Here is a 13,675-nt window from a genome sequence, read left to right as displayed (position 1 = left end):
TAATATACATAATAATCAAACAATTGAATAATAACTATCAAAATAGACATATATAATTCGTTTAATTGCAGAATAAAACATCTTATGAGTCGTTTTTATAGAAAAAGTTAGATTAAATCAATCTAAGCCTAACAAAACTAGTATTATGGAAAAATTGAAGGATTTTTTTTTAAAAACTTCTAAATTTTTAAAATTATTAATAAAATAGTATTGAAATGCTTTAATTTTTATGATATTATTAATAAAAATTATGAATTATGAATAATTTATAAATTATAAATTCATAAAAACATTATCTAAAAAAGTCTATTCATGAAATATTATTCATCTATATGTTAAGAAAGATAGAAATAATATTTTAACAAAGGGTTGAAGTAAACAAAATTAGGGGGGTTATTAAATGTTCAAAAAGAAAATTTCATTATTACTATCAATGGCTATGACTGTAGGACTACTTGCAGGATGCGGCGCAAAAACAGCTGACACTACTGGGGATATTAAAATTGGAGTTGTATTGCCACTAACTGGTGCAGTTTCATCTTTCGGTAAATCTGGTCAAAATGGTATAAAATTATTAGAAGATCAAGTAAACAAAGCAGGCGGAATTAATGGACGAAAAATTAAGTTTTTCTTTGAGGATGATGAAGGCAAACCAGATGTTGCAACAACAGTTGGTACAAAACTTATAAGTAATGACAATGTTGTAGCGATAGTTGGACCATTAACAAGTGGATCGGCTATAGCACTAGGACCTATAGCTACTCAAAGTAAGATTCCAATGATAACGGGAACAGGGACGAACCCTGATGTTACTATAAAAGGTGGAGAATATGTGTATAGAGCCTGTTTCATAGATCCTTTCCAAGGAACAGTTTTAGCAAAGTTTGCAGCAGGAGATTTAAAGGCAAAAACAGCTGCAATTCTTTATGATAACGGTAATGATTATTCTAAGGGATTGGCTGAGTTCTTTGAAAAGAATTTTATAGCAGCAGGTGGAAAGATTGTTGCCAAAGAAACGTATGCTACAAACGATAAAGATTTTAAAGCACAACTTACAAAAATAAAACCAACAAAACCAGATGTAATATTACTTCCTGATTACTATTCAACAGTTGGTAATATCGCAAAACAAGCAAGAGCTATTGATATAACCGTTCCATTACTAGGTGGAGATGGTTGGGATTCAGCTGATTTGTTTAAGGTTGGAGGGACTGCAGTTAATGGATGTTATTTATCTGATCATTATTCAGCACAGGATACAGCAGCAATCGCTGTTGCATTTAGAAAAGAATATACAGCAAAATATAACTTACCTGCAGATGCTATGGCAGTCTTAAATTATGATGCTGCAAAAATAATGGTGGAAGCAATAAGAACTGCTGGTAAAACAGATGGACCAAGCATTATAGCAGCACTCGCTAAAACTAATATTGATGTAGTATCTGGTAATGTAACTTTTGATAAAAATAGAGATGCAATAAAAGGAGCTGTAATTTTAAAAGTTGAGAATGATAAGTTTAATTTCGTAAAGAAACTTATTCCTTAATATAAGAAAAGGCAGGCACATTTCACTAGTACTAACAGGTGGAATGTGTCTGCATATATAATTAAAAAGGTGAGAAATGGGGGAAGGTAAATGGATTTTTTACAACAGGCAATTAATGGTCTATCACTTGGTTTTGTATATGCAATAATTGCAATAGGTTATACAATGGTTTATGGAATTATAGGGCTTATAAATTTTGCTCATGGAGATGTTTTCATGGTTGGAGCATATTTTGGATTTTTCGCTTCAACTAATTTACATTTAGGATTTATCCCATCCCTATTAATAGCAATGGGAGGAGCTGCGCTATGTGGTGTAATTGTTGAAAAGATAGCATATAAACCTTTAAGAAACTCGCCAAAGCTATCTATATTAATTACAGCTATTGCGATGTCAGTACTTCTTGAAAATTTAGTTAGGTTAAAAATGACTACTGATCCGCAAACATATCCAGAAACTCTTTTACCACAAAAGATAATTCATTTTGCTGGATTAAGTATTGATAATCGACAAATTATTATTATATTAATATCCATTTTACTTGTAATAATACTACAATTTATAGTTTTCAAAACAAAAACAGGTAAAGCTATGAGAGCAGCTTCTTTTGATAAGGATGCAGCAGCACTTATGGGTATCAATGTAAACTCAATTATATCTATAACATTTGCAATTGGTTCAGCACTTGCAGGAGCAGGAGGAGTGTTATTTGGAATTTTATATTCTAGTATAGACCCTTATATGGGTATAATGCCAGGTCTCAAAGCTTTCGTTGCAGCAGTGCTCGGTGGAATTGGCATAATTCCAGGTGCCTTATTGGGAGGACTAATAATGGGACTAGTTGAGACCTTTAGTAAGGTTTATATATCCTCTAGTTACTCGGATGCTATTGCATTTTCAATTCTTATTATTATTTTAATTGTAAAACCTTCTGGCTTGCTTGGTAAGAAAACCAGAGAGAAAGTGTAGGTGAAAAGCATGAAAAAAGAATTTAGAAATACTCTAATATTACTTGGTGCTTCAGTTTTATTATTTGCTATTTTAACTATTTTAATGGACTCTGGAGTTTTAAATATATATTATTCAAGAATAGTAGTATTAATTTGTATTAATGTAATTCTAGCAGTAAGTTTGAATCTCATTATTGGAGTTACAGGGCAACTAACGCTCGGACATGCGGGCTTTATGTCTATAGGGGCTTACTCTGCTGCAATGGCTACAATGGCAATGAATCTACCTTTTCCTATAGCGTTACTTTTTGGTGGAATAGTTGCTGCAGTAATTGGATTTCTAATTGGGATGCCTACTTTAAGGTTAAAAGGGGATTATCTTGCTATAACAACATTAGGATTTGGAGAAATAATAAGAGTTGTAATTACAAATATTGACCAACTTGGAGGAGGACGTGGACTAGCAGGTATACCTCCTAAAACTAATTTTGCTTGGGTATTTTTTATAATGGTATTTACCATTTTAATAATCTATAACATAGCACGGTCATCTCAAGGAAGGGCTATGATGTCTGTTAGGGAAGATGAAATAGCAGCAGAAGCTATGGGCATTAATACTACAAAGTATAAGATTATGGCTTTTGTCACTGGCTCCTTTTTTGCCGGAATCGCAGGTGGACTATTTGCTCATTATCTAATGTATATCAAACCAGAACAATTTAATTTCTTGAAATCAGTAGATTTTGTTACTTATGTAGTTATGGGAGGAATGGGTAGTTTAACTGGTAGTATATTATCAACAGGTATACTCACAATTCTTCCAGAAGGTTTAAGATTCTTAAATGATTATAGAATGATTATTTATCCATTAGCGCTTATAATTATTATGAGATTTAGACCACAAGGTTTGCTAGGAACAAAGGAATTATCTATGAAGGTGTTCGATAAATTTTCAAAAGGGAGTGATAAATGATGTCACTACTAAAGGCAAAGGATCTTACAATAAAGTTTGGTGGGCTTACGGCTGTTTCTGATTTTTCACTTAACCTTGAAGAACATGATCTTGTAGGGCTAATTGGACCAAATGGAGCAGGAAAAACTACAATTTTTAACATGCTAACAGGAGTTTATTCTCCAACGTCTGGAACTATAGAATTTAATGGGGAATTTATACAAGGAATAAAACCATATGAAATTACTAAAAAAAGGATTGCCAGAACTTTTCAGAATATAAGGTTATTTAAAGAGTTAACAGTTTTGGATAATGTGAAAATATCCTTTGATTATAAAGTTAAATATAATTTGTTTCATTCAATACTTAGACTTCCAAAGTTTAATAAAGAGGAAGCTGAAATTGAAGAGAAAGCGCTTAAAATTCTAAAAGTGTTCAATCTTGAGGGTAAAAAGGCTGAGCTTGCGTGTAATCTTCCCTATGGAGAGCAGCGAAGACTTGAAATAGCAAGGGCACTAGCAGCAGAACCTAAATTATTACTGCTAGATGAACCAGCAGCTGGTATGAATCCACAGGAAACACATGAATTAATGGGACTTATAAATTGGGTAAGAGATGAATTTAAGATAGCTATTTTATTAATTGAACATGATATGAAACTCGTTATGGGAGTTTGTGAGAGAATAATAGTTGTTGATTACGGTAAAGTAATTGCAGAAGGAACACCGGATGAAATAAAGAATAACCCTAAGGTAATAGAGGCATACCTTGGTGAGGAGGTAACTGATGCTTAAAATAGAAGGGTTAAATGTAAATTATGGTGCAATACATGCTTTGCATGATATTAGTATAAATGTAAAGGTAGGAGAGATAGTTACACTTATAGGTGCCAATGGTGCTGGAAAAACTTCAATACTACGAGCTATTTCAGGTCTCATTCCTATTAAGTCAGGAAGTGTAATGTTTGAGGATAAGCCAATTCATAAAACACCCTCTTATAAACTTGCAAAGCTAGGCATAGCGCATGTTCCAGAAGGAAGAAGAATTTTTGCAAACATGACAGTTAAGGAAAATCTTGAACTAGGAGCTTATATTAGAAAAGATAAGAGTAAAATACAAGAGGATTATGATATGGTTTTTGACAAATTTCCAAGACTTAAAGAAAGAATAAAGCAAATGGCTGGAACATTAAGTGGTGGAGAACAGCAAATGCTAGCTATGGGTAGAGCTCTTATGGTAAGACCTAGAATATTATTACTAGATGAACCATCTATGGGACTTGCACCACTCGTAGTAAGAAATATATTTTCTATAATACAAGAGATTAACAAGACGGGAACTACGATTTTACTTGTAGAACAAAACGCACATATGGCACTTTCAATTGCAAATAAAGCTTATGTTTTAGAAACGGGGAAAATAGTTTTAGAAGGCAATGCGAAAGAATTATTAACTAATGATTCTGTAAGAAGTGCATATTTAGGAGATTAAAAAAAGACCTTTATGGTCTTTTTTTTATAAACAAATCATTATAAAATAAATATTTTATTCGCAGTCAAATAATTTTCTGGCAATTTTTACAGTTTGAGTTGCATCTTTTGCATAAAAGTCGGCTCCTATCATTTTTGCATATTCCTCATTTAAAACTGCACCTCCGACAACAACGGTGCAATCCAAATTGTTATCACGAAGTGCTTTTATTGTTTCTCCCATGCTCCTTACAGTTGTAGTCATAAGTGCACTCAATCCAACTAATTTAATATTACCATCACGTACTGCATTAACTACAACATCTTCGTGTACATCTTTACCAAGGTCTATAACATCGAATCCATAATTTTCGAGCAGTATTTTAACTATATTTTTACCGATATCATGTATGTCACCTCTGACAGTTGCAAGCACAATTGTACCTTTGCTTATTTTTTTATCTGTGCTTTTCATCATTTTTTCTTTGATTACCTCAAAAGACTTTTTTACTGTTTCTGCAGATTGCAATAATTGAGGTAAAAATATCTCTCCACTTTCATATTTACGTCCTACAATATCAAGTGATGGAATTAAATAAGTATTCACAACGTCCATTGCTGGCATTGTTTTTAAAAGTTCCATTGTTACTTTTGTGGATTCTTCCTTCATACCATCAATAATAATTCTATTTAAATCCTTAGTTTTAGATTCATCTATAGTAACCGCTTTTCCATCAAAGGACGAATAAGCAGATATATATTTTTCCGAATTTATATCTTTATTCCACAAAACATTAAATGCATTAACAGTAGACATCATAGCCTCGGATAGAGGATTGAGTATTGGGGCATCAAGTCCAGCTGTTAAGGCAGCAGCAAGGAAAGTTCTATTAAGTAGCTCTCTTTGTGGCAAGCCAAAGGACACATTGCTTACACCAAGGGTAGTTTTAACGCCTAGTGTGGTCTTTACAAGCTCTACAGCCTTAATAGTTTCCTTTACCTCAGATTGCTGAGCAGATGCAGTTAAAACAAGGCAGTCAATTATAATATCTGATTTATCTATTCCATACTCCGCGGCCCGACGTACAATTTTCTCGGCTACCTTAAGTCTACCTAAAGCCGTTGGAGGAATGCCATCCTCATCTATGGTGAGTCCTATTACACATGCACCGTACTTTTTAACTATAGGAAATATTGAGTCCATTATTTCATCTTTACCATTAACAGAATTTATAAGTGGTTTCCCATTATATATTCGAGATGCGGCCTCAATTACGTCTGCACGTACACTGTCAATTTGAAGAGGAAGATTTACAACACTTTGAAGTTCTTTTATAACTTTTATCATAACTTTTTCCTCATCAATTTCAGGAAGGCCTACATTTACATCAAGTATATCCGCTCCTGCATCTCTTTGATTAATAGCTTCATAAAGTATATAGTCCATATTATTATTTTTTAAAGCCTCTTTGAGCTTTTTCTTGCCGGTAGGGTTTATTCTCTCACCAATTATTTTTATTTCTTCCCCAAGGGATACTGTTAATGAAGGGGAACTTACCGCTGTAAATCTTTTAATATCACGTTTTACAGGTTTTAAACTGTCTAATATATTTTTTATAGCTCCTATATGATCACTTGTGGTTCCACAGCAACCTCCAAGTATAGTTACACCCATTTCTGCCATGATTTTCGCATACTCTGCAAATTCATGTGCATGAACATCAAATACTGCTTCCCCGTACTCTAGCCTTGGAAGGCCTGCATTTGGCTGAACTATAACTGGAATACTAGAGTATTTAAGTATCTCTGTAATTATAGGAAGCATTTCATTTGGGCCTAGGGAACAATTTACCCCAATAGCATCCACTCCAAGGCCTTGAAGTACATTAACCATAGTTATAGCGTCTGTTCCTGTTAATGTTCTCCCATCACCTTGATATGACATTGTGCATATTACTGGAAGTGAACTATTTTCCTTTGCTGCAAGGATAGCTGCCTTTGCTTCATAAATATCGGACATGGTCTCAATAAGTATTATATCGGCTCCTTCTCGTACGCCAATATTTATCTGCTCTGAAAAAGTCTCATATGCATTATCAAATGATAATATTCCAAGTGGCTCCATTAGCTGTCCAATAGGTCCAATATCAAGGGCAACAAATTTATCTCCAGCTGCTTTTCTTGCAATGTTCACAGCATTTGTAACAATTTGTTCAACTGTATACTTTGTGTTTTTAAGTTTGTATCTATTTGCACCAAATGTATTTGTTGTTATAACATCGCTTCCTGCGTTTAGATATTCTTTATGTATTTTTTCAATTATTTCAGGATGTAATATATTATAACTTTCAGGGAGTTCACCCCTCTGAATTCCGTATTTTTGAAGCATTGTTCCCATAGCTCCATCAAATAATAAAAAGTTTTTTAAATTTATTTTATTTCTCACAATATCCCCCATCCTTTCTAAAATTACAATTTATATTTTTACAATTTCCACAGCTTTTATCCTTTTGGGGACTCCTAAATTCGCTTAGGCCTATAAACGCAGTTACCGATTTTCTTGGTAACATAATATTATTTTCAGTAACAGATAAACCTATTTTTTTATATGATTCCAAAACATTTAATATCTCTGATTGATTATCAATTGAAAAATCTCCATATCCCGGACTATACCTTGTTGTAATAAATAAATTATCTTTTAATGCGTTTTCCATAATTTCATTTTGGACTTCATCACATAAGTATTCTATTGCTGTTGTTGCACAGGCATCCATAATTAGACCCTTTGTAATATTAAATCTTGAGTAGTATGATATTTTGCTATCAACTTCGGAACCTAACGTGGCAGCCATAACTACACATTTTTTTGAATTTAACAGTAGATTTTTTATGTCAGTATCTTTTAAAACTAAAGTGCTACCCGTGAGGAATATCATATCATTTTTTCTTTCAATATCAAAAATTTCATATACAAAAGACTCCTTACAAATATCAATAATCTCGCTGCAGCAGATATCAATTAAATCCATCATATTATTATCAATATTTTGATTTTTATAACCTAAATATCTTAACACTTCTTTTTTATCAATTTTCATAAGAGCCTCCTATCAGTTTTATAATATAATAAAGTATAATTCTAATAATTGCAATTAAAACATTATAATATTTCATTTTGTGTTGACATTTAATTCTATGTGAGTTACAATAAAAAACAATAATTTAATATATTTCTTATTTAGAGAGGCGGAGGGACTGGCCCTATGAAACCCGACAACCAATATTCATATTCGAATATAAAGGTGTCAATTCCTGCAGAACATAGTTCTGAGTAATAAGAAAATCAGTTTTTTACGGATTGTAATATAGAAAACTGCTTTCTTACCTGAAAGCAGTTTTTTTTATATACATATTAATAGTTTAATAACCAACAAAATTAATGGGTTTGGGAAGAAAAAGATTACAAAAGGGAGTGTTATTATGAAATATATAGTAGTGCTAGGTGATGGAATGGCAGATTATCCTGTGGAGCAGTTAGATAATAAAACACCGCTTCAATATGCTAATACACCAACTATGGATTATATGGCGAAACATGGTACGTTAGGTACCGTTAAAACTGTACCAGAGGGTATGCCAGCAGGGAGTGATACTGCAAACATGGCTGTTTTCGGTTATGATCCATTTGTGTATTACAGTGGACGGTCACCTTTTGAAGCAGCAAGTATGGGAGTCCCAATGTTAGATACAGACATAACCTTTAGATGTAATTTGGTAACAGTGTCGGACGCTAAGCCTTATGAAGAAAAAATTATGATTGATCATAGTTCTGATGAAATAACAACTGAGGAAGCAAGGGAATTAATTAAAGCAGTAAGTGAGTATTTAAGCACCGAGGTTATAAAATTTTATCCAGGTATTAGCTACAGGCATCTCATGATTTGGGATAATGGACCTTATGCGTGGGAACTTACACCACCACATGATATTCTAGGTAAAAAGGTAAAGGATTATATGCCAAAGGGACCTGGTAGTGAAATAATTGAAGAAATGACAAAGAAAAGTTATGAATTTTTATCTAAACATGAAATAAATAAAAATAGAGTGGCAAGGGGACTTAAACCAGCTAATTCAATATGGATTTGGGGTGAAGGAAAGAAGCCTCTATTATCTAGCTTTTATGAAAAATATAATTTAAAAGGCTCAGTAATTTCTGCGGTTGATTTAATAAAGGGAATAGGAATGTGCGCAGGAATGGATGTAATTGATGTAGAAGGCGCCACTGGAAATATTCATACTAATTTTAAAGGGAAAGCAAAGGCGGCTCTTGATGAAATGGCAAAGGGTAAAGATTTTGTTTATATTCATGTTGAAGCTCCAGATGAATGTGGTCATAGATATGAAATAGAAAATAAATATAAAGCCATAGAGCTTATAGATAATCAAATAGTTAAGGTTATTAAAGATGAAATGCAGAGAATAGGTGAAGATTATAGGATGATAATACTTCCAGATCATCCCACACCATTATCTCTTCGAACTCATACAAGTGAACCTGTACCATTTTTAATATACCAAAGCAATGATGAAAAGAACAACCTAAATGACGTTTATAATGAATTCACATCAAAAGATGCAGGTTTGTATTTCCCAGAAGGATATAAGTTAATGGATTATTTTATAAAGGGCATCTATTTTATAAAAGGGAGTATATAAAAGGATCAGATAAGGAGGATAATATTATGAAACAAATATATTACAAGAGCACCCGTGGAAATGAAAATGAAATAAGTTCAGCAGAAGCAATTGCAAGAGGACTAAGTGATGATGGTGGGCTTTTTGTGCCAACGTCGATTCCTATGTTAACTATAGGGCTTGAAGAATTAAACAAAATGAATTATAAAGAATTAGCATTCACTATAATGAAGGAATTTCTAACTGACTATGAGGAAAATGATATTAAAGAGTGTATAGATAAGGCCTATGATGAAAAATTTGATACAACAAAAATTGCACCACTTGTAAAACATGGTCAAACATATTTTTTAGAGTTATACCATGGTCCAACCTTAGCGTTTAAGGATATGGCTTTATCAATATTACCTTATTTATTAAAAAAAGCAGTAAAAAAGTTAAACATTAATAAAGAAATGGTTATTCTTACTGCTACATCTGGGGATACAGGAAAGGCAGCACTTGAAGGTTTTTCAGATGTACCTGGTACAAAAATAATAGTATTTTTTCCACAGGAGGGTGTAAGCGAAATTCAAAAGAGGCAGATGTTAACTCAGTCTGGGGATAACACCTTTGTAATAGGTATTGAAGGGAACTTTGATGACGCACAAAATGGAGTTAAACAGATGCTTACAGATGAGAATCTTCTGAAAAAACTTGCGAAAAACAATAAAATGTTTTCATCTGCTAATTCAATTAATATTGGAAGGTTAATACCACAGGTTGTTTATTATTTTTATGCATATACTCAGCTTTGTAATAGTGGAGAAATCAAAAAAGGTGAAGAGATAAATTTCTGTGTACCTACTGGAAATTTCGGAAACATATTAGCTGGATATTATGCGAAAAAAATGGGACTTCCTATTAAAAAGTTAATTTGTGCTTCTAATGAAAATAAAGTTTTATTTGATTTTATAAATACAGGCACATACGACAGGGTGAGGGATTTTGTAATTACCATGTCTCCATCAATGGATATATTGATTTCAAGTAATCTTGAGAGACTTTTATATGCTATAAGTGGGGAAGATTCACTAAAGATAAAAAAACTTATGGATGAGCTTAAGAGCCATGGTAAATATGAGATTGATAATGATATGAAAAAAGAGTTAAAGGACTTCTTTGGGGGTTATGCAAGCGAGGAAGATACAGCAAAGGCGATAACAGAGGTTTATAAAACTACTAGTTATGTAATTGACACGCACACTGCAGTTTCTTATTCTGTTTATCAAAAATATTTAGAATCTACAAAAGATGCTACAAAGACAGTTATTGTATCCACTGCAAGCCCATATAAATTTACACCAGATGTTATGAAGTCAATAGATGAAAAATATATAGGATTAAATGATTTTGAACTTATAAAGGAACTTAGTTTAATAACAAAGGTCGATATTCCAGTGGGAATAAAGGATTTAGAAACAAGACCTTTGCTTCACAAAACTGTCTGTAAAAAAAATGAAATGCAAATACAAATAGAAAAAATTCTTAAATTATAAATTATACTTTTTATATAAAAGTGGGGAAGGGGAGGTTGGTATGGAAAAGGTAAGAATAGCAATTTTAGGTTTTGGGAATATTGGAACTGGCGTGTGGAAAATATTAAAAGAGAACAAAAAAGAAATAACAAAACGATCTAATTATGAAATAGAAGTAGCTAAAATATTAGTAAAAGATATAAATAAGAAAAGAGATATTGCGGTCCCGAGTGGAATTTTAACAGATAATATTGATGATATTATAAATGATGACAGTATAAAAATTGTGGTTGAACTTATTGGGGGACCAAGCGAGGCCAAGGATTACATGATACGGGCAATGAAGGCTAAAAAACATATTGTAACTGCAAATAAATTAGTTATTGCAAACTATGGCAAAGAGCTTTTTAAAATAGCTGAGAAAGAAAATGTATTATTTTACTATGAAGCAAGTGTAGCCGGTGGAATTCCAATAATACGTGAAATTAAGGAGAGCCTTACAGGTAATAGAATTGAACAGATAATCGGAATTATAAATGGAACAACTAATTATATATTAAGTAAAATGACCAATGACGGGGTTAGCTTCAATGAGGCACTTAAAGAGGCTCAAGAAAAGGGTTATGCAGAGGCTGATCCAACATCTGATGTTGATGGTTACGATGCTGTATATAAGCTTGCTATAATGGCTTCCCTATCCTTTGGAACAGAAGTTAATTATGATTGTATTTATAGGGAAGGAATAAGAAACATTAGTGATATCGATATAGAATATGCGAAGCAATTTGGTTATGCAATAAAACTTTTAGCAATAGCTAAGGAAAAGAACAACAAATTAGAACTGAGGGTACATCCAACCTTAGTACCAGCAAACCACCCAATGGCAAATGTAAATGATGCTTTTAATGCAATTCTAATAAAAGGAAATGCAGTTGGAGAACTAATGTTATACGGAAAAGGGGCGGGAGATTTGCCAACTGGTAGTGCAGTTGTAGGTGATATAATATCGATTTTAAGAAATAATGTAAAACCATCTGATCTAAATGAAGTAGCTGCAGAATTGGATTTTAAAGAAGTGAAAAAATCAGAAGATAATGAATCTGAATTTTATATTAGGCTTGATTTTAAAGATAAAGCAGGGGTTCTAGGAGATACAGCTGCAATATTTGCAAGCAATAATGTTAGTATTGTATCCATTACTCAAGATGTGGAGCATAGGGATCATTCAACACTGGCATTTATTACACATAAAAGTACTGAGAAAAATATAGAAAATTCACTTAAAAGGATAATAAAACTGGACAGTGTAAATAAGGTAGAAAGTAAAATAAGAATAGAATCATTTAATTAAATTTGGAATAAAGAACATATAAACAAATCCTCCTAAATCTTATATTAATGTATTTTATAATATAAGATTTAGGAGGATTTTTATAATTGTAGTGACGATCAACTATTTACTACTTTGTTTTTAGCAATAGGATTTAAATCATATAATTCAGAAGATCTATTTCCTTTAAAAATCACACTATTTTTAAGTTCATTGTAACTCATTGTACTTGCAATTATATATAAAGGCCTGTTTTTACTCTCATCAGAAATTCTACCAATATATAACCCCATAATAGCTAAAACGCAAAACATAATGCCAAACATAATTAGACTTATGGAAAGAATAAGCCCTAAATTTAATATAGCAGTTTGATTAAGTAACGAGGTTATAATACAACTAATGAATAAAACAGTACCAATGATACCACTAAATGCTCCAAAATAGCCAGCAAACATTAATGGTTTATAAGAAAAAGATGTTATTCCATCAAAAGCTAATGTCATCATTTTTTTTAGAGAATATTTCGTTTGGCCAGCAAATCTTTCTTGGCGTACAAATTCTACAAAGGTTTGTTTATATCCAACCCAACTAACTAAACCTCTTATATATCTATTTTTTTCTGGTAATGAATTTAGAGAATCACATACTGTTCTGTCGATTAGTCTAAAGTCTCCAGCATCCACTGGAATATCAATACTCGTCATGCTTTTTAGTAATCTATAGAAAGTTTTAGCAGTGAATTTTTTGAAAAAGGTTTCACCCACTCTTTTAACTCGTTTACCATATACGACCTGGTAACCTTCTTTCCATTTTTTAATCATGTCTATTATTGCTTCAGGGGGATCTTGTAGATCTGCGTCTATTACAATAATAGCATTCCCAGAGGCTTTATTCATACCAGCAGTTATTGCAGCCTGATGTCCAAAGTTTCTTGAGAAATTTATAAGTTTTATTGTCTTGTCTTTTCTACATATATTTTCTACCATGTCTCTAGTTGAGTCATAACTTCCATCGTTAATAAATAAAATTTCATAATTTTCTAATGTAGAATCCATTACGGATTTTAATCTTTTGTAACTTTCCTCTATAACAAGTTCTTCATTATACAAGGGTACTACCACAGAATAAATTATTCCATTACTCATTTCTATCATTCCCTTCAATTTAATTTCTAGATTTTTAATCCAATTTAATTTCCTAATGTCTCTCT

General features: G+C 32.2%; 11 protein-coding genes and 1 riboswitch. Of the genes, 8 read left to right on the top strand and 3 right to left on the bottom strand.

Going from position 1 to position 13,675, the window contains the following annotated elements; genetic code table 11:
- The first annotated feature begins 400 nt into the window (after positions 1–400).
- The 5 genes from VIM70_RS05815 (at position 401) to VIM70_RS05795 (ending at position 4,939) form a co-directional block, all read left to right on the top strand.
- Positions 401–1,546 carry an ABC transporter substrate-binding protein gene (locus tag VIM70_RS05815; protein WP_331944793.1) on the top strand — a complete coding sequence of 382 codons (1,146 nt, stop codon included), beginning with the start codon at positions 401–403 and terminating at the stop codon, positions 1,544–1,546.
- A gap of 90 nt (positions 1,547–1,636) precedes the next feature.
- Positions 1,637–2,515 carry a branched-chain amino acid ABC transporter permease gene (locus VIM70_RS05810; RefSeq protein ID WP_331944792.1) on the top strand — a complete coding sequence of 293 codons (879 nt, stop codon included), beginning with the start codon at positions 1,637–1,639 and terminating at the stop codon, positions 2,513–2,515.
- 9 nt (positions 2,516–2,524) lie between these two features.
- Complete coding sequence (locus VIM70_RS05805; RefSeq protein ID WP_331944791.1) at positions 2,525–3,469, top strand: branched-chain amino acid ABC transporter permease; 945 nt, start codon at positions 2,525–2,527, stop codon at positions 3,467–3,469.
- Positions 3,469–4,242 carry an ABC transporter ATP-binding protein gene (locus VIM70_RS05800; protein WP_331944810.1) on the top strand — a complete coding sequence of 258 codons (774 nt, stop codon included), beginning with the start codon at positions 3,469–3,471 and terminating at the stop codon, positions 4,240–4,242. Before VIM70_RS05805 ends, VIM70_RS05800 begins: the two co-directional genes overlap by 1 nt.
- Entirely contained in the window at positions 4,235–4,939 is a 705-nt protein-coding gene (locus tag VIM70_RS05795; protein ID WP_331944790.1) for an ABC transporter ATP-binding protein, read from the top strand. The genes VIM70_RS05800 and VIM70_RS05795 overlap by 8 nt, the downstream gene beginning before the upstream one ends.
- Before the next feature lie 54 nt (positions 4,940–4,993).
- Here VIM70_RS05795 and VIM70_RS05790 read toward each other — a convergent pair whose 3' ends face one another.
- Complete coding sequence (locus tag VIM70_RS05790) at positions 4,994–7,375, bottom strand: homocysteine S-methyltransferase family protein (RefSeq protein ID WP_331944789.1); 2,382 nt, start codon at positions 7,373–7,375, stop codon at positions 4,994–4,996.
- On the bottom strand, positions 7,353–8,018 hold the full coding sequence (locus tag VIM70_RS05785) for a vitamin B12 dependent-methionine synthase activation domain-containing protein (RefSeq protein ID WP_331944788.1): 666 nt from the start codon (positions 8,016–8,018) through the stop codon (positions 7,353–7,355). Before VIM70_RS05785 ends, VIM70_RS05790 begins: the two co-directional genes overlap by 23 nt.
- 133 nt (positions 8,019–8,151) lie before the next feature.
- Positions 8,152–8,261, top strand: a riboswitch (SAM riboswitch).
- 139 nt (positions 8,262–8,400) lie between these two features.
- Here VIM70_RS05785 and VIM70_RS05780 point away from each other — a divergent pair.
- The 3 genes from VIM70_RS05780 to VIM70_RS05770 are packed head-to-tail and all read left to right on the top strand — an operon-like array spanning position 8,401 to position 12,483.
- A complete protein-coding gene (locus VIM70_RS05780) occupies positions 8,401–9,636 on the top strand; it encodes a cofactor-independent phosphoglycerate mutase (RefSeq protein ID WP_331944787.1) in 1,236 nt (411 codons plus the stop codon).
- A 26-nt stretch (positions 9,637–9,662) separates the two neighbouring features.
- Positions 9,663–11,153, top strand: coding sequence for a threonine synthase (gene thrC, locus VIM70_RS05775; protein ID WP_331944786.1), 1,491 nt, complete (start codon positions 9,663–9,665; stop codon positions 11,151–11,153).
- Between the two features lie 40 nt (positions 11,154–11,193).
- Entirely contained in the window at positions 11,194–12,483 is a 1,290-nt protein-coding gene (locus VIM70_RS05770; protein WP_331944785.1) for a homoserine dehydrogenase, read from the top strand.
- A gap of 98 nt (positions 12,484–12,581) precedes the next feature.
- On the opposite strand, the gene VIM70_RS05765 is transcribed toward VIM70_RS05770, so the two are convergent.
- Positions 12,582–13,610 (bottom strand): glycosyltransferase family 2 protein, encoded by a 1,029-nt coding sequence (locus tag VIM70_RS05765; protein WP_331944784.1) that lies wholly within the window; start codon positions 13,608–13,610, stop codon positions 12,582–12,584.
- Positions 13,611–13,675: the final 65 nt, after the last annotated feature.

The organism is Clostridium sp. (genome assembly GCF_036569345.1).
GTDB lineage: Bacteria > Bacillota > Clostridia > Clostridiales > Clostridiaceae > Clostridium_AD.
Note: the sequence above shows the minus strand (reverse complement) of the source record. Positions and strands in the feature narration are given on the sequence as shown.